Annotated in this window: 14 protein-coding genes; 6 read left to right on the forward strand and 8 right to left on the reverse strand. The window is 70.2% G+C overall.

Translation table 11 applies throughout. The features are described 5' to 3' along the window. Nucleotides 1–210: 210 nt before the first annotated feature. Nucleotides 211–1,899, forward strand: a complete 1,689-nt coding sequence (locus tag VXM69_RS15725; protein WP_367190188.1) for a hypothetical protein — start codon at nucleotides 211–213, stop codon at nucleotides 1,897–1,899. Between the two features lie 27 nt (nucleotides 1,900–1,926). Here VXM69_RS15725 and VXM69_RS15730 read toward each other — a convergent pair whose 3' ends face one another. Next, entirely contained in the window at nucleotides 1,927–2,772 is an 846-nt protein-coding gene (locus tag VXM69_RS15730) for an aldo/keto reductase (protein ID WP_059560297.1), read from the reverse strand. A 166-nt stretch (nucleotides 2,773–2,938) separates the two neighbouring features. Between VXM69_RS15730 and VXM69_RS15735 the strand changes: the two genes are divergently transcribed. Further along, a complete protein-coding gene (locus VXM69_RS15735; protein WP_034191129.1) occupies nucleotides 2,939–3,685 on the forward strand; it encodes a GntR family transcriptional regulator in 747 nt (248 codons plus the stop codon). Between the two features lie 21 nt (nucleotides 3,686–3,706). On the opposite strand, the gene VXM69_RS15740 is transcribed toward VXM69_RS15735, so the two are convergent. Together VXM69_RS15740 and VXM69_RS15745 are read right to left on the reverse strand one after the other, a co-directional pair. Beyond that, nucleotides 3,707–5,098, reverse strand: coding sequence for a CoA transferase (locus VXM69_RS15740; protein WP_367189867.1), 1,392 nt, complete (start codon nucleotides 5,096–5,098; stop codon nucleotides 3,707–3,709). 185 nt (nucleotides 5,099–5,283) lie between these two features. Next, nucleotides 5,284–5,607, reverse strand: coding sequence for a DUF2917 domain-containing protein (locus VXM69_RS15745; protein ID WP_034191131.1), 324 nt, complete (start codon nucleotides 5,605–5,607; stop codon nucleotides 5,284–5,286). A 218-nt stretch (nucleotides 5,608–5,825) separates the two neighbouring features. On the opposite strand from VXM69_RS15745, the gene mdtD reads away from it, so the two are divergent. Both mdtD and VXM69_RS15755 read left to right on the forward strand, forming a co-directional pair. Then, complete coding sequence (mdtD, locus tag VXM69_RS15750; protein WP_034191132.1) at nucleotides 5,826–7,262, forward strand: multidrug transporter subunit MdtD; 1,437 nt, start codon at nucleotides 5,826–5,828, stop codon at nucleotides 7,260–7,262. Between the two features lie 191 nt (nucleotides 7,263–7,453). Then, nucleotides 7,454–8,728, forward strand: a complete 1,275-nt coding sequence (locus tag VXM69_RS15755; RefSeq protein ID WP_367189869.1) for an EAL domain-containing protein — start codon at nucleotides 7,454–7,456, stop codon at nucleotides 8,726–8,728. Between the two features lie 19 nt (nucleotides 8,729–8,747). Here VXM69_RS15755 and VXM69_RS15760 read toward each other — a convergent pair whose 3' ends face one another. The 3 genes from VXM69_RS15760 to VXM69_RS15770 all read right to left on the reverse strand — a co-directional run bounded on the left by VXM69_RS15760 (nucleotide 8,748) and on the right by VXM69_RS15770 (nucleotide 11,001). Next, a complete protein-coding gene (locus VXM69_RS15760; RefSeq protein ID WP_059560288.1) occupies nucleotides 8,748–9,353 on the reverse strand; it encodes a methyltransferase domain-containing protein in 606 nt (201 codons plus the stop codon). 84 nt (nucleotides 9,354–9,437) lie between these two features. Next, a complete protein-coding gene (locus tag VXM69_RS15765) occupies nucleotides 9,438–10,484 on the reverse strand; it encodes a 2-dehydropantoate 2-reductase (RefSeq protein WP_367189870.1) in 1,047 nt (348 codons plus the stop codon). Further along, nucleotides 10,477–11,001, reverse strand: a complete 525-nt coding sequence (locus tag VXM69_RS15770; protein ID WP_069707063.1) for a DUF962 domain-containing protein — start codon at nucleotides 10,999–11,001, stop codon at nucleotides 10,477–10,479. The genes VXM69_RS15765 and VXM69_RS15770 overlap by 8 nt, the downstream gene beginning before the upstream one ends. An 81-nt stretch (nucleotides 11,002–11,082) precedes the next feature. Between VXM69_RS15770 and VXM69_RS15775 the strand changes: the two genes are divergently transcribed. Together VXM69_RS15775 and chrA are read left to right on the forward strand one after the other, a co-directional pair. Then, a complete protein-coding gene (locus VXM69_RS15775; RefSeq protein WP_367189871.1) occupies nucleotides 11,083–11,790 on the forward strand; it encodes a Crp/Fnr family transcriptional regulator in 708 nt (235 codons plus the stop codon). Nucleotides 11,791–11,877: 87 nt separating this feature from the next. After that, on the forward strand, nucleotides 11,878–13,089 hold the full coding sequence (gene chrA / locus VXM69_RS15780) for a chromate efflux transporter (protein ID WP_367189872.1): 1,212 nt from the start codon (nucleotides 11,878–11,880) through the stop codon (nucleotides 13,087–13,089). A gap of 104 nt (nucleotides 13,090–13,193) precedes the next feature. On the opposite strand, the gene sodB is transcribed toward chrA, so the two are convergent. Together sodB and xseA are read right to left on the reverse strand one after the other, a co-directional pair. Then, nucleotides 13,194–13,772 carry a superoxide dismutase [Fe] gene (gene sodB, locus VXM69_RS15785; RefSeq protein ID WP_011352986.1) on the reverse strand — a complete coding sequence of 193 codons (579 nt, stop codon included), beginning with the start codon at nucleotides 13,770–13,772 and terminating at the stop codon, nucleotides 13,194–13,196. A gap of 227 nt (nucleotides 13,773–13,999) precedes the next feature. Beyond that, nucleotides 14,000–15,382, reverse strand: a complete 1,383-nt coding sequence (gene xseA / locus VXM69_RS15790) for an exodeoxyribonuclease VII large subunit (protein WP_059560276.1) — start codon at nucleotides 15,380–15,382, stop codon at nucleotides 14,000–14,002. Between the last annotated feature and the right edge of the window lie 406 nt (nucleotides 15,383–15,788).

Genomic DNA, 15,788 nt, shown 5'->3' on the forward strand with positions numbered 1-15,788 from the left:
TGCGCGACGGGCACAAGCGGCCGATGGCACGAATCTCGCAGAGAGGGATTCGCACGGCGGGCCCGCGTGCCGATCCGCGTTCGCGGCTGGCGTCAAGCGTCGGCCCGAACGCAATCGGCCGCCGACCGGACAACGAATCCTTGCTGGCCCCCTGCACCACACGTAGATAGTCGCGCGGCAACGAGGCATCGCGCGCATGGGGAGGCCATGATGCATAAGACGAAACAACCGTCCCGCCCGGCGGGACGGCGCCCTCGTGCAACCTTGCTGGCCGCAGCCGCGTTGGCGTGCTGCTGCTCGTATGCCGTCGCACAAACCACCACACCCGACTCCGCACCCGACGCAAGCGCCAGCGCGGACACCATCATGACGCTGGTCGCGGACGCTTCGTCATGCGCCGCCAATCCGGCCGCGTGTGCGGGGCAGGTTCATGCCGGTCATGGGATCGGCGGCGGTAAAGGTGCCGGCCCAAGTGGCAGCGGCGGCGGCAGTCCTGGGCCGGGTAACGGCAATGGCGGCGGCAGCGGTGCAAATAACGGGAACGGCGCCGTCGGGCCTGCCGGTGTCGGTGGAGCGACAGGCGGCACATCCGGCGGTACGAGCGGCACGGGTCGCGGAGGCAACGCGTCCGGTAACGGTGGTTCAGGTGGCGGTACTTCGGGCAGCGGTACTTCGGGCAGCGGTACTTCGGGTGGCGGCACTTCGGGTGGCGGCACTTCGGGTGGCGGTACTTCGGGTGGCGGCACTTCGGGTGGCGGCACTTCGGGTGGCGGTACTTCGGGTGGCGGTACTTCGGGTGGCGGTACTTCGGGCGGCGGTACTTCGGGTGGCGGTACTTCGGGTGGCGGTACTTCGGGCGGCGGTACTTCGGGTGGCGGTACTTCGGGTGGCGGTACTTCGGGCGGCGGCACCTCGGGCGGCGGTACTTCGGGTGGCGGCACTTCGGGTGGCGGTACTTCGGGTGGCGGTACTTCGGGTGGCGGTACTTCGGGTGGCGGTACTTCGGGTGGCGGTACTTCGGGCGGCGGTACTTCGGGCGGCGGTACTTCGGGTGGCGGTACTTCCGGAAGCGGAGGCCATGGCGGACACGGAGGTGGAGGCGACGGAGACGGTGGTGGTCATGGCAATGGTGGCGGCCATGGCGACGGTGGCGGCCATGGCGACGGTGGCGGCCACGGTGACGGCGGTGGTCACGGTAATGGTGGCGGCCACGGCGATGGCGGTGGTCACGGCGATGGTGGCGGCCACGGCAACGGTGACGGTGGTGGTCACGGCAATGGCAACGGCAGTGGCGGCTCAGGCAACGGCAATGGTGCCGGCGGCAATGGCGGCCATGGCAGTGGTAGCGGTAATGGCGGTTCGGGCAACGGCAACGGTGGTCACGGTAACGGCGGCGGCAACGGCAATGGCGCTGGCGGTAACGGCGGCCATGGCAGTGGCAGCGGCAATGGCGGTTCGGGCAACGGCAACGGTGGCCACGGTAACGGCGCCGGCAACGGCAATGGCGCTGGCGGTAACGGCGGCCATGGCAGTGGCAGCGGCAATGGCGGTTCGGGCAACGGCAACGGTGGCCACGGTAACGGCGGCGGCAATGGCAATGGCAACGGCAGTGGCGGCGCTGGCAACGGTGGTGCCAACGGCGTTGGCAACGGCAATGGCGCTGGCGCTGGCGGTAACGGCGGCCATGGCAGCGGCGGCGGCAACGGCAATGGGGCCGGCAGCAACGGTGGCCAAGGCAACGGCAATGGTGGCCACGGTAACGGCGGCGGCAATGGCAACGGTAACGGCAGTGGTGGGGCCGGCAATGGCGGCGCCAACGGTGTCGGCAATGGCCACGGTACCGGCAACGGCAATGGCGGCGGTCACGGCAACGGCGGATCGTCCGGCGGCAACCACTGACCGGAAGCGTTACCCGGCCGGGTGCCGTCAGAGCATCTCGAGCGCGCGCTTGCTGCGAGGCGGACGGAAGTATGCGTCAAGCTGGGCGCGCTCGTCCTCGCTCAATTCGAGATCGAGCGCGGCGCGATTGTCGCGCACGTGCTCGATCCTCGACGCCTTCGGGATCGCGAATACGCCCGGCTGCGCGAGCACCCATGCCAGCGCGACGCGCATCACCGATACGCCGCGCAGCCGCGCGATCTCGTCGAGCGGCGAACGCTTCGGCAACCGTCCGTGGTCGACCGGGCTGTATGCCATCGCCGGGATCCGGTGGTCGGCGAGCCACGGCAGCAGGTCGAATTCCGGGCCGCGCCGCGCAATGTTGTAGAGGATCTGGTTGGTCGCGCAGGCGCCGCCGCCCGCCCCGCCGACGAGTTCCTCCATATCGGCCGTATCGAAGTTGCTCACGCCCCAGTGACGAATCTTGCCCGCGCGCCGCAGCGTCTCGAAACCCTCGACCGTCTCCTCGAGCGGCACCGAGCCCCGCCAGTGCAGCAGGTACAAGTCGAGGCGATCGGTGCGCAATCGCTTTAGGCTCGCGTCGCACGCGGCGACGACGCCGCGCCGGCTCGCATGATGCGGATAGACCTTGCTGACGAGAAAGACGTCATCGCGCAGGCCCGCGAGCGCCTCGCCGACGAGTGCCTCGGTCGCGCCGTCGCCGTACATCTCGGCCGTATCGACCAGCGTCATCCCGAGTTCGACACCTTCACGCAGCGCGGCGATCTCGTCCGCCCGGCGGGCCGGCCGCTCGCCCATTTCCCAGGTGCCCTGGCCGAGCTTCGGAATCGTCTCGCCGTCCGGCAGGACGACCGTGGCGATCGTGTCTGTCATGCGTTCCTCGTTGCGGATTCGTGGCCGCGCACCGCGGCCGAAGCATGGAATACGACGTGTCAGTGTAGTCAATCGGCGCGGCGTCGGCCTATTGCACGGCAAAAACCGGCTATAACGGTGCCGCATGATGACTTAGAATGGCCGCAACCTGATCGATACCCATTCCATGAAGGCACCCACGGACGACCGGTGGCAAGACCTGCGCCCCGACCCCGACAACGACACGCCGCTGTACCTGCAGCTCGCCCGCAAGCTCGGCGATGCGATCCACGACAACCGCTGGACGGCCGGCGAGGCCCTGCCTTCGGAGCGCGTGCTGTCCGATGCGCTCGGCGTATCGCGCATCACCGCGCGCAAGGCGATCGCGCTGCTCGTCGAGCAGGGCTTGATCCGCCGCACACAGGGCGCGGGCAACTTCATCCAGCCGCGCTACGAGGATCCGCTGTCGCGACTGTCGAGCTTCAGCGAAATGCTCGAGCGCCGCGGCTTCAAGCCGAGCTCGCAATGGCTCGCGCGCGAAATCCAGCCGGCGAACCGCGACGAAGTGATCCAGCTCGGACTGTCGCCGGCCGCATCGGTGACACGCCTGAAACGCCTGCGTCTCGCCGACGGCATCGTGATGGCCGTCGAGAACTCGACGTTCCCCGCCACACTGATTCCCGATCCGCAGGCGATCGCCGGCTCGCTGTACAGCTATCTCGAAGCGCGCGGCACGCCGATCGTGCGCGCGCTGCAGCATTTCCGCGCGGTCAACGCGACCGACGAGATCGCCGAACAGATGGGCATCGCGCCGCACGACGCGCTGCTGCTGATCACGCGGATCGGCTATACGTCGGACCAGCGCGCCATCGAACTGACCGATACCTACTGCCGCAACGACTACTACGACTTCGTCGTCGAACTGCGCAAGTAACACCGGCCGCGCAGCCGGCATCTACAGCCAGCGCGCATCGTCGGTGCCGGGCGGCACGGGCGGCCGCGCGAACGCCGGCGGCGTGGCCGACAACCGCTCGGCCGGGCGCACGGTGTCGAGCATGCCGAACGGCGACGCGACGCGATCGATCCGGTCGCGCACGTCGGCAGCCGCGAGATCGGGCGCATGCAGGCCGTCCTGCACATTGCCGAACGACTGCAGCCAGCGCCCCGTCTGCGCGAGCGACATCCGCACGTGCCAGCTTCCCCCTTCGCACGATCGCCGCGCGAGCGCGATCATCGCGCCGAACGCCGCGAGATAGCCGGTCGCATGATCGAGCGCCTGGCAAGGCAGAGGGCGCGGCGCATCCGCATGGGCGGCCTGCTGCTCCCGCCATGCGATCCCGCTCGCCGACTGCACGAGACTGTCGAAGCCGCGCCGCCCCGCCCACGGCCCCGCATGCCCGTATGCCGAGATCGACACGCACACGATGCCGGGCCGCCGCTGCGCCAGCGCCTGCGGCGCGAAACCGCGGGCGGCGAGCGAGCCGGGCCGGTACGACTGCAGGAACACGTCCGCGTCGCGCACGAGCGCGTGCAGCGTCTCGACACCCGCCGTATCGCGCAGGTCGATCCATGTCGAACGTTTGCCGCGCCCGTTGTCGATCACGAGCGGCGCGATGTTCGGCAGGTGCGGCCCGTTGACGAGCAGCGTCTGCGCGCCGTGCGACGCGAGCGTGCGGCCCGCGACCGGGCCCGCCATGATGCGCGTGAGATCGAGCACGCGCACGCCCGCGAGCGGCGGCCCGGCTTCGCCGCGGCCGATCGGTTCGAGCGGCGCATCGCCGATCCGCTCGATGTCGAACAACGGCAGCGACGCGATCGCGCGCGCCTGCTCGTGCGCCGCCCATTCGTCAGGGGTTCTGATCAATGCCGCGCACAGGCCGGCCTCGGCCAGCGCGGTGTCGAGCGCCGCGCCGTCCCATCTGCGGATCGCCGCGGCGACGTCGGCGCGCTGCGCGCCGCAACCGAGTACGGCGAGGATCCCGCGCAGGTGATGCGGGAAGTTCGCATGCAGCTGGATCCAGCGCCCGTCGCCCGTCTCGAAGAAGCCCGTCACCGGATGACGCAACTCCGGCGGCGGGCCGTCGTCCACACGCAGGTAGCGTTCGCTGCGGAACGCGACCAGCGCATCGCGCACCGACACGTCGACGGATTGCGCGACGCCCGTGCGAAGCCGGTGACATTCGGCCGCCGCGAGCCCGGTTGCCGCGATCGTCGCTGCCGCGAGCGTGCCGACATGAAACGTCGACGGCAACGTCGGGTCCCGCCCCGTCACGGTCACGCGGGCGAGCGCGTCGCGATCGCCGTGTGCGCTTTGCCACAGATGCGTCAATGCGAATTCCGGCGTCATGGTGAAGGGGCGATGGAGGACACGGAATCGAGTCTAGAATTCGCGCCCGGCGCAATCAATCCCGATCGCGCGAATCGATGCGCGGGCACGCTTCAGGAGGCCGGCAAGCGCGATCGGCGCCAGATCCGTCCGCGGCGCCGGGTACCTCCGCCATCCGCCGCGTTCGCGCAAGCGCCCCGCGCACGCTACATCGGCAGCGACGCGGCCGCGTGGCGCCGGCCGTCCCGCCACGCGACGAGCGGCCGCCACCACGCATGCACAACACGCGCGGCCGGTGCCGCGTGCGGCCCGAACGCGAACGTCGCGCCGCGTGGCCCCGCGCTGACCCATACGCGCACGCCGGGCTCGAACGTCAGCGAATCGCCGGCGCGCAGCCAGTGGTCGTCGAGCCGGCCCTCGACGGTCACCCACACGTCGCCGTCCGCCACCTGCAGTGCGGTGCGATCGACGATCCGCCACCGTGCGGCCGGCTCGTCGCCGTCGATCACGTAAAGTCGCAGTTCGCGCATGGCAGCCTCCTGGTCGCACGGTTTCGATGGCACCAGTATTTCGGACAGTGACAGCACGCGGACAGATACGGCTGCAGACACTTTTAGCTGAACTGTACTGGTCGAGCGACGAGGACGGCATCCGACCGCCGGATTTCGCGTCACGCCGGGTGCCGAACCTGCACGGCCCATCGGGTTTCCCTACAATGTCGGCTGTCCCGCGCCACCGCCCCGCTCCCATGTTCCAGCGCCCGCCTGCCGCCGCCCCCGGCGAAAAAAATCTCACCGTGATGCTCTGGCTCGTTGCGACGGGCTTCTTCATGCAGACCCTCGATTCGACGATCGTCAACACGGCGCTGCCGTCGATGGCCGCGAGCCTCGGGGAATCGCCGCTGCGGATGCAGTCGGTCGTGATCGCGTACTCGCTGACGATGGCGGTGATGATCCCCGTGTCGGGCTGGCTCGCCGATACCTTCGGCACGCGACGCGTGTTCTTCAGCGCGATCCTGGTGTTCTCGCTCGGTTCGCTGCTGTGCGCGAATGCGCATACGCTCTCGCAGCTCGTCGCGTTCCGCGTCGTGCAGGGAGTCGGCGGCGCGATGCTGTTGCCGGTCGGGCGGCTCGCGGTGCTGCGCACCTTTCCGGCCGAGCGTTATCTGCCCGCGCTGTCGTTCGTCGCGATCCCGGGCCTGATCGGCCCGCTGATCGGACCGACCCTCGGCGGCTGGCTCGTGAAGATCGCGTCGTGGCACTGGATCTTCCTGATCAACGTGCCGGTCGGCGTCGCGGGCTGCATCGCGACCTTCTACTCGATGCCCGATTCACGCAACCCGGCCGTCGGCCGCTTCGACCTGAAGGGCTATCTGCTGCTGACGATCGGCATGGTCGCGATCTCGCTGTCGCTCGACGGGCTCGCCGATCTCGGCATGCAGCACGCCGCCGTGCTGGTGCTGCTGATCCTGAGCCTCGCGTGCTTCGTCGCGTACGGGCTGTACGCGGTGCGTGCGCCGCAACCGATCTTCTCGCTCGACCTGTTCCGGATCCACACGTTCAGCGTCGGGCTGCTCGGCAACCTGTTCGCGCGGATCGGCAGCGGCGCGATGCCGTACCTGATCCCGCTGCTGCTGCAGGTGAGCCTCGGCTACTCGGCGTTCGAGGCGGGGCTGATGATGCTGCCGGTCGCGGCGGCCGGGATGTTCTCCAAGCGGATCATCACGCGGCTGATCACGCAGCACGGCTACCGCAAGGTGCTGCTCGCGAACACGATCATGGTCGGCGTGATGATGGCAAGCTTCGCGCTGATGCGCGACTCGGTGCCGGTGTGGGTGAAGGTCGTGCATCTCGCGCTGTTCGGCGGCTTCAACTCGATGCAGTTCACCGCGATGAACACGCTGACGCTGAAGGATCTCGGCACGGGCGGCGCGAGCAGCGGCAACAGCCTGTTCTCGCTCGTGCAGATGCTGTCGATGAGCCTCGGCGTGACGGTCGCCGGCGCGCTGCTCGCGACGTTCACGGGCATGCTGCGCACCGTGACGCCGAGCAATACGCTGCCGGCGTTCCACGCGACCTTCATCTGCGTCGGGATCATCACGGCCGCGTCGGCGTGGATCTTCGCGCAGCTCGCGCCCGAGATCCGCAGCACCGCGCGCAAGACCGACCCGTCCGAGCGCGCGTGACGCGCGGTGCGCCGTTTCGGGGGCCGCGCCGCCGCCACGCGCACCAGGACGGTGCAGACCGCCCCCGGCAACGCACGCGCCGATGCGCCCCGTCCCGGCCGCGACGGGCGGCCGCACGCGGCGCGATGCCGTGCATGCTTCTTGCTGGCCTATTCTCTAGGTAAACTGGCAGTCTTCCATCGGCCGACATCATGAGCATGATCGAAATCGATCCCCCCGGCTTTCAGCCGCCCCGCCCCGTCGCCGGCGACGACGGGAACCGGCGCACCGTGCTGTACGGCGGATACACCGTGTTCAGCGTGTTCCAGCCCGTTTTCTCGGTGTCGCACCGCCGCGCGATCGGCTATCACGCGTCGCTGCGTGCGCACGACGAGGAAAGCCGCCAGGTGGCGTCGCACGAGGTTTTCACGCAGGCGGCGCGGCGCGGCGACCTGCTCGAACTCGGCCGGCTCGCCGAATCGTTGCATCTCGGTAACTTCCACGCGTTCGACAGTCACGACGAATGGCTCTTCCTGAGCCTGCATCCGGCCGCGCTGATGGACACCGTCTACGGCGACGCGCTGCTCGCGAACCTGAAGGCGCTCGGGCTGCCGCCGCACCGCGTGGTGCTCGAGGTACCCGAGCAGGCCGGCGGCGAAACGCCGCGCTACGCGGCGATCGTCGACGGGCTGCGCAAGGCCGGCTTCCTGATCGCGCTGGGCGGGTTCGGCGCGAAGCATTCGAACATCGACCGCGTGTGGCACCTGCATCCCGACATCGTCACGCTCGACCGCGGCATCCTCGCGCAGGCGAGCGAGCACTCGCACCTCGAACGCGTGCTGCCGGGACTCGTGTCGCTGCTGCACGAATCCGGCCAGCTCGTGCTGATGGGCGGCCTGTCGACCGAACGCGACGCGCTGATCGCACTCGAATGCGACGTCGATTTCGTGCAGGGCCAGTATTTCGCGGGGCCGAGCGTCGACCCCGTGCAGCCGCAGGCCGCCGCGGGCTGCATGGATACGCTGTCGGCCGCACTGCGGCTGCGCGTCGCGCAACGCGAACGCACGCAGGCGGAACGGCTCGCGCCGTACGTCGCCGCGCTCGAGGAAGCGAGCCAGAAGCTCAGCGCGGACGCGCCGCTCACCGACGCGGCCGCCGCCGTGCTCGGGCTGCCGGAAACCGCGCGCTGCTTCCTGCTCGATGCATCGGGGCGCCAGATCGGCGACAACGTGCTCGCGCGCGGCAGCGTGTCGCAACGCGCGAAGCGCTTCCGTCCGCTGCTGCATTCCGAAGGGGCCAGCTGGGAGCGCCGCCCGTACTTCATCGACGCGATGCGGGCGCCGGGCCGCGTGCACCTGACGGCGCCCTACCTGTCGATCAACGAGGCGCACCTGTGCGTGACCGCGTCGATCGCCGCGCCCGCTGCGACCGGCATGCAGGTGCTCTGCGTCGACATCAACTGGGAAGCGGCGCTCAACCGCGAGTAAGCGCGACGGCGCGCCGCCGTCACGCGGCGCCGCCCGCCTTGCGCACGATCAGCCGGTGTACGCGCTTGCCGGACGACGCGCCGACGACCTCGTGCTCGTCGATCACCTGCACGTCGGCGCCGAGTGCCGCATGCATCCGCGCCGAATCCAGTGCCGTATAAAGTCGGCCGCGCTCGTCGCGCGACGTGCCGTGTCCCGCCACCCGCCAGCTCAGGTACAACGTGCCGCCCGGCATCAGCAGATCGGCCAGCCGCGCGGCCGCCGCTGCCGCATCGGCCTGTTCGAGGTGCATGACGACCGTCTCGCACAGTACGTTGCGAAACGCGCCGGACGGCACACCGGCCAGCGCCGGCAGCGCGGCGAGCTCGAAGCGCAGGTCCGGATGGTGCCGGCGCGCCTCGTCGAGCAGCGCGGCGCTCGCGTCGTAGCCGCGGACGTCGAAACCGCACGACGCGAGCCAGGCCGTGTCGCGGCCGGCGCCGCAGCCGACGTCCGCGGTCGGCCCCGGCGAGAAATATTGCTCGAGCAGCGCGTACATGTCGTCGGGCGCGGCCTGGTCGAGCCAGTCCTGCGCATATCGCGCGGCATGGGCGTCGTACGCGTCGAGCGTCGGGCGATCCACCATGGTGAGTGCTCCGCAAGGGCGTCGTATGACGCACCCCGCATCTTAGCCGTTGCGCGTGGCCTGCGGCGCCGCGCGCGACCCGGCCTACGCGGCCCGCACGTCGCCCGCGCGTGGCGCCCGCGCGATCAGTTCGGCCCACAGCGCGTCGCTGCGCCACGCCGGGCGCACGACCGCGCCTTCCGCGTCGTGGACGAGCGCGCACAGGCGCGCATTGACGGGCGCCTGCGCGCCGAAGCGCGCGGCCAGCCGCACGATCTCGCCGTTGATCCACTCGACCTCCGTCGCACGGCGCGCCGCAAGATCGTCGGACATCGACGAGCGCGCAAGCGGGTCGATCGCCAGCATCCGGCCGCCGAGCACACGGAAAGCCGCGTCGGGCAGATCGAGCACGGCAGGGACCCAGCCGGCCGGCAGCGGCGTGAGCCGCGCCGGCCGGATCGCGGCGCGTGCCAGCCAGTGCAGCGCCTCGCGCTGGGCCAGCGCGACGCAGCGACGGTACGCGCGTTGCGCAAGCTCGTCGCGCAGCGACAGGTTCGCGAGCGCATTGACCGCATTGTTCAGGTTGAGCAGCAGCTTCGCCCACTGCACGGCCCGCATGTCGCGATGCAGCGAGAGTGGCAGCCCGGCACGCGCGAATGCGCCGACGAACGGCTGCAGCGCGGACGACGCGTCGGCCGCGAGCGCGCCGGCCGAACCCTGGTGAAACGCACCGGGCCCGCGCTCGATCACATTGAACGGCACCATGCCGGCCAGCACGGTCGCTTGCGGCAGCGCGTCGCGCAACGTGTCGGCATGGTGCAGGCCGTTCTGGAAGCTGATCACGACCGTGCCGGGCCGCAGCACGCCGGCCAGTTGCCCGGCTGCCTCCCGCGTGGCGGCCGACTTCACCGCGACCAGCACGAGCCGTGCGTCGGCCGCGGCGGCCGGCTCGGTCGCGAACGCGACATCGGCCGCCGCGAGCGTCGCGCGATAGCCCCGCCGGTCGGTCAGCGTGAGCCCGTGCCGGTGAATCGCATCGCCGATCCGCGCGCGGCCGACGAGCGTCACGTGCGCACCGCCCGCCGCGAGCCGGCCGCCGAGATAACAGCCGACGGCACCTGCGCCGAACACGCAGACCGGCGCATCAGACATGCGAGTGCGCGCCGCCGTGCACGGGGCCCGCGCGCCGCTCGACTTCGCGACGCACGTCGCCACGCAGCCCCGCGAAGAACGCGACTTCGGCCACGACGAACAGCGGCCCGACCATCAGGCCGACCAGGTCGTCGACGAACGCGGGCTTGCGCCCTTCGAACCAGTGCCCGACGAATTGCACGATCCAGCCGACGACGAACGCGCCGATGCCGATCGCGAGCCATTGCGCGGTCGGCAGCAACGCGAGCGACTGCGCGGCCCACAGGCCGAGCGCGAACAGCGCGGTCATCACGATCCCGAACCGCAGGTCGAGGCGCAGGTAGAACACGACGAACGCGACCGCGAGCAGCAGCGCCGGCGACAGCGCGACGCCGGCCAGCATCCCGACCGCCGGCCGCGACAGCAGCACCTCGACCGCGAACACGATCATCGGGATGCCGACCAGATGCGTCGCGATGTTGCGCGCGTCGCGATGGTAGGCCGCATACTGCGAAAGATGGTCTTCGAGCGTCTTCATCGCGTCTCCTGGTCGGTTATTGAGCGCTATGATGCGCGTCACGCCCGACAACCTCTGTCAGCTACCCGACATCGCGTGCCCATGTCAGCTCCGCTCGCCCCGTACCTGCCGCAGATCGAAGCGAACCCGTGGTTCGCCGCGCTGCCGCCCGCGTTGCGCGCGGACCTGCTCGCCGGCGCGGCGCTGCGCCGCCTGCCGGCCGGCCACGCGCTGTTCCGGCGCGGCGACCCGCCGTGCGGGCTGTACGCGGTCCTGGCCGGTTCACTCACGATAGGTGCGGTCGACCCGCAGGGCAAGGAAGCGCTGTTGACGGTGGCCGAGCCCGTCACGTGGTTCGGCGAAATCGCGCTGTTCGACGGCCAGCCGCGCACGCACGACGCCATCGCGCTCGACGACGCGCTGCTGCTGCACGTCCCGCAGGCCGCGCTGCTCGCGATCCTCGATGCGACGCCGCAATACTGGCGGCAGTTCGCGCTGCTGATGGCGCAGAAACTGCGCCTGAGCTTCCTGACCGTCGAGGCGATGAGCGTGATGCCGGCCGCGCAGCGGCTCGCCGCGCGCCTGCTGATGATCGCCGAAGGCTACGGCGGCATCAGCGCCGGGCGCACGCGCGTGCGGCTGTCGCAGGAAACGCTCGCGTCGATGCTGTCGCTGACGCGGCAGACCACCAACCAGTTGCTGAAGGCGCTGCAGGCCGACGGCGTCGTGCGGCTGCACGTCGGCGAGATCGAGCTGGTCGACATCGACGCGCTGCGCCGCGCGAGCGGGCTGGGCGACGGCACGCGCTGAGCAGCGCGTACCGCGCTGTCGCACGCCGCCCCGCCGCCGCCGCGTTGCGCTATCGTGTCGGCTCGTCCGATCTCCCCGCGCCCCATCTTGAATCCATCGACCGCCGCCGCCCCGCCCCGTCATCCGTGGCCCGTCTTCGTCGCGTTCCTGCGGCTCGGCCTCACGTCGTTCGGCGGCCCGGTCGCGCACCTCGGCTACTTCCGCGCCGAATTCGTCACGCGGCGCGGCTGGCTCAGCGAACGCACATATGCGGATCTCGTCGGGCTGTGCCAGTTCCTGCCGGGGCCCGCGAGCAGCCAGGTCGGGATGGCGATCGGCCTCGCGCGTGCCGGCTATGCGGGCATGTTCGCCGCGTGGCTCGGCTTCACGTTGCCGTCGGCGCTGCTGATGATGCTGTTCGCGCTCGGCGTTCACGCGACGGGCGCACCGATCGAAGCCGGCGCGCTGCACGGGCTGCGCATCGTGTCGGTCGCGGTGATCGCGCAAGCCGTCTGGGGGATGGCGCGCACGCTGTGCCCCGATGCGCGCCGCGTCACGCTGATGGCCGCGGCCGCGTGCGTCGCACTGCTCGCGCCGGCCGCGTGGACGCAAATCGCGGTGATCGCCGCGGCCGGTGCCGCCGGCCTCGCACTGTTGCCGCAACCGGCACGCGACGCGCACGAACCGTTGCCGCTTCACGTGTCGCACCGCGCGGGCATGCTGTGGCTCGCGCTGTTCGCGGCGCTGCTCGTCGCGCTGCCGTTCGCGGCCCGCGCGCTCCACTCCGATACGCTCGCCGTCGTCGATGCGTTCTTCCGCACCGGCGCCCTCGTGTTCGGCGGCGGGCACGTGGTGTTGCCGCTGCTGCAGGCGGCCGTGGTCGCGCCCGGCTGGGTCGGCGATTCGACGTTCCTTGCCGGGTACGGCGTCGCGCAGGCCGTGCCGGGACCGCTGTTCACGTTCTCGGCGTTCCTCGGCGCCTCGCTGCGCGACGCGCCGAACGGCTGGCTCGGCGGCACGCTCGCGCTGGTCTCGATCTTCGCGCCGTCGTTCCTGCTGATTGCCGGCACCGCACCGTTCTGGGAGCGCCTGCGCCGCAGCACGCGCATGCAGGCCGCGCTCGCGGGCGTGAACGCGGCCGTCGTCGGGCTGCTGCTCGCCGCGCTTTATCACCCGGTCTGGACCGACACGATCGTCGCACCGCGCGACCTGGCCGCCGCGCTCGTCGCCTACGTCGCGCTGGTGTTCTGGCGCGTGCCGCCATGGGCCGTCGTGCTTGCGAGCGCGGAACTCGGCTGGGCGCTCGGGCTGGCCGCCTGATCCGGCACGCGCGCCGCCTGCCCGCGCGACAAAAAACAAAAAAGCCCTCGAAACGAGGGCTTTTTCGGGGTGCTGCGCGCCGTGGCGGCACGCCGGCGCCGGACTTACGCGAAGTTCTTCGCCGCGAAGTCCCAGTTCACGATGTTCCAGAACGCTTCGACGAACTTCGGACGTGCGTTGCGGTAGTCGATGTAGTACGCGTGTTCCCACACGTCGATCGTCAGCAGTGCCTTGTCGGCGGTCGTCAGCGGCGTCGCCGCGTTGCTCGTCGACACGATGTCGAGCGAACCGTCAGCCTTCTTCACGAGCCATGCCCAGCCCGAACCGAACGTGCCGACTGCGGCCTTCGTGAACGCTTCCTTGAAGGCGTCGTACGAACCCCACTTCGCGTTGATCGCGTCGCCCAGCGCGCCCGTCGGTGCGCCGCCGCCGTTCGGCGACAGGCTGTTCCAGAAGAACGTGTGGTTCCAGATTTGCGCGGCGTTGTTGAAGATGCCGCCCGACGACTTCTTCACGATCTCTTCCAGCGACAGGTTTTCGAATTCCGTGCCCGGGATCAGATTGTTCAGGTTCGTCACATAAGCCTGATGGTGCTTGCCGTAGTGGTACTGGATCGTCTCGAGCGAGATGGTCGGCGCGAGTGCGTCTTCAGCGTACGGGAGCGGCGGGAGCGTATGAGCCATGGCGATTCCTTCGTTGAGTATGTAGGGAGGGCGTGTTGGATGCTGCCGAGCGTCCGATTGTAGGCGAGACCGAATAACCCCGCAAACTCGCGGGCCATTTATCCGCGGTATGCGGAAAAGCGATGTTCGCGCGGCGTCCGGCAGGACGAACCCGACGATGCGCAGCATCCGTTCCCGCGCACGATGCGTCCGTTGCGGCGGCCTTCGCCCGCCTTACGGCGATTACGTCAGATCGTATCGGTCAGCCGCGGCTGCACGTCGGCGAGCGACACGTCGGCCGAGCCTTCGGCGAGATGCACGGTCAGGCGCCGCTGCGGCTTCAGCGCGTTCGGCGCGCGCACCGCGCGGCCCGTCTGCGCATCGATCAGCGCCGCATAGCCGCGCTCGAGCGTGCGCTGCGGGCTCAGCACCTCGAGCCGCGCCGCACAGGCCGACACGCGCGCCGTGTCGCGTTCGTGACGGCGCTGCCACGCAACCGCGAGCCGTTGCGACAGCCCCGCGAGCGCCTGGCGCGCCTGCGACGGATCGGGCCGCGCGCGCTGCCAGCGCAGCTGCACGAGCGCGAAACGCGCACGCGCATCGCGCACCGGCCGCGACGCCGCCGACGCGAGCCGCACCGCGAGTTGCTCGACGTGCGTACGCTGCCGCTGCAGCCGCTCGGCCGGGCTCACGAGCCGGCGCGAGAGCCAGTCGAGCTGCTGCGCGCGCTGCTCGAGCCGGCGCGCCATGCCGCGCGCGAGCGCACGCCGGCGGTCGTCGACCTCGCGCAGCAGCAGCGCGCGCTGCGGGCTCGCGAGCTCGGCCGCGCCGGTGGGCGTCGGCGCGCGCACGTCGGCCGCGAAATCCGCGATCGTGAAATCGGTTTCGTGCCCGACGCCGCTCACGACCGGCAATTCGCTCGCCGCGATCGCGCGCGCCAGCGCTTCGTCGTTGAACGACCACAGATCCTCGATCGAGCCGCCGCCGCGGCAGACCAGCAGCACGTCGACCTCCCGGCGCGCATTCGCGGCCTCGACGGCCGCGACGAGCTTCTCGGCGGACCCGGCGCCCTGCACGGGCGCCGGATAGACGATCACCGGAATGTGCGGCGCGCGGCGGGCGAGCGTGGTCAGCACGTCGCGCAGCGCGGCGGCCTGCAGCGACGTGACGATGCCGATCGCACGCGGATGCGCCGGCAGCGGCCGCTTGCGCTCGGGCGCGAACAGGCCCTCGCCTTCGAGCTGCGCCTTCAGCCGCAGGAACGCCTCGTACAGGCGCCCCTGCCCGGTGCGCCGCACGGCCTCGACATTGAGCTGCACTTCGCCGCGCGGCTCGTACATCGTGACGACCGCGCGCACCTCGATCCGGTCGCCTTCGCGCGGCGTGAATTCCGCATACTGCGCCCGGCCGCGGAACATCACGCAGCGCATCTGCGCCTGCTGGTCCTTGATCGAGAAATACCAGTGGCCGCTCGCGGCGCGCGTGAAATTCGACACTTCGCCCGAAATCCACAACAGCGGAAACGAACGCTCGAGCATCGTCGAAATCGCGCGATTGAGCGCCGAAACGGGAATCACGTCGTCGCCGCCGCGCGTCGCGCCGGGTGCGGAAAAAGGGGTGTCGGAAAGCATGGGCGGTCGGATGAATGCTGGCGGCGACACGATAGTCCGACACGCGCGCGGCGTCCAGCGCCGGCCGCATTCGCCGCGGCACGCGGAAGGTGTCCACACTCTGGCAATCTTCCGCGTAAAACGCATTAAAACCGCTGGAAAACCCAGACGATTGACGATAACGCATTGATTTTTATATATTTTTAAATCTTTCGAAATGATTCTCATCCGATTCGATGCCCGCCCGGCGGGCGTTTGAGGTGCTCGGGCGGGGAGTTTTTCACAGAGTTATCCACAGCCCGTCCCGATCCGGCCCCGCGAGCCGCGTCGGCCGGCCGCGCTTGCCGCGGCCGCCCGCGGCGCGCTAGAGTGCCGCCTTCCGCAGACCCCGCGGCACGCGCCGCCCAACGGAGAATCCGCCTTGACG

This window comes from Burkholderia sp. Ed8 (genome assembly GCF_040761425.1).
In the GTDB taxonomy this organism is placed as follows: Bacteria; Pseudomonadota; Gammaproteobacteria; order Burkholderiales; family Burkholderiaceae; genus Burkholderia; species Burkholderia seminalis.

What these genes read in the sequence shown, in the direction of transcription:
- VXM69_RS15725 (WP_367190188.1), top strand. Translation starts at nt 211, where the DNA reads ATGCATAAGACGAAACAACCGTCCCGCCCGGCGGGACGGCGCCCTCGT.
- VXM69_RS15730 (WP_059560297.1), bottom strand. Translation starts at nt 2,772, where the DNA reads ATGACAGACACGATCGCCACGGTCGTCCTGCCGGACGGCGAGACGATT.
- VXM69_RS15735 (WP_034191129.1), top strand. Translation starts at nt 2,939, where the DNA reads ATGAAGGCACCCACGGACGACCGGTGGCAAGACCTGCGCCCCGACCCC.
- VXM69_RS15740 (WP_367189867.1), bottom strand. Translation starts at nt 5,098, where the DNA reads ATGACGCCGGAATTCGCATTGACGCATCTGTGGCAAAGCGCACACGGC.
- VXM69_RS15745 (WP_034191131.1), bottom strand. Translation starts at nt 5,607, where the DNA reads ATGCGCGAACTGCGACTTTACGTGATCGACGGCGACGAGCCGGCCGCA.
- mdtD (WP_034191132.1), top strand. Translation starts at nt 5,826, where the DNA reads ATGTTCCAGCGCCCGCCTGCCGCCGCCCCCGGCGAAAAAAATCTCACC.
- VXM69_RS15755 (WP_367189869.1), top strand. Translation starts at nt 7,454, where the DNA reads ATGAGCATGATCGAAATCGATCCCCCCGGCTTTCAGCCGCCCCGCCCC.
- VXM69_RS15760 (WP_059560288.1), bottom strand. Translation starts at nt 9,353, where the DNA reads ATGGTGGATCGCCCGACGCTCGACGCGTACGACGCCCATGCCGCGCGA.
- VXM69_RS15765 (WP_367189870.1), bottom strand. Translation starts at nt 10,484, where the DNA reads ATGTCTGATGCGCCGGTCTGCGTGTTCGGCGCAGGTGCCGTCGGCTGT.
- VXM69_RS15770 (WP_069707063.1), bottom strand. Translation starts at nt 11,001, where the DNA reads ATGAAGACGCTCGAAGACCATCTTTCGCAGTATGCGGCCTACCATCGC.
- VXM69_RS15775 (WP_367189871.1), top strand. Translation starts at nt 11,083, where the DNA reads ATGTCAGCTCCGCTCGCCCCGTACCTGCCGCAGATCGAAGCGAACCCG.
- sodB (WP_011352986.1), bottom strand. Translation starts at nt 13,772, where the DNA reads ATGGCTCATACGCTCCCGCCGCTCCCGTACGCTGAAGACGCACTCGCG.
- xseA (WP_059560276.1), bottom strand. Translation starts at nt 15,382, where the DNA reads ATGCTTTCCGACACCCCTTTTTCCGCACCCGGCGCGACGCGCGGCGGC.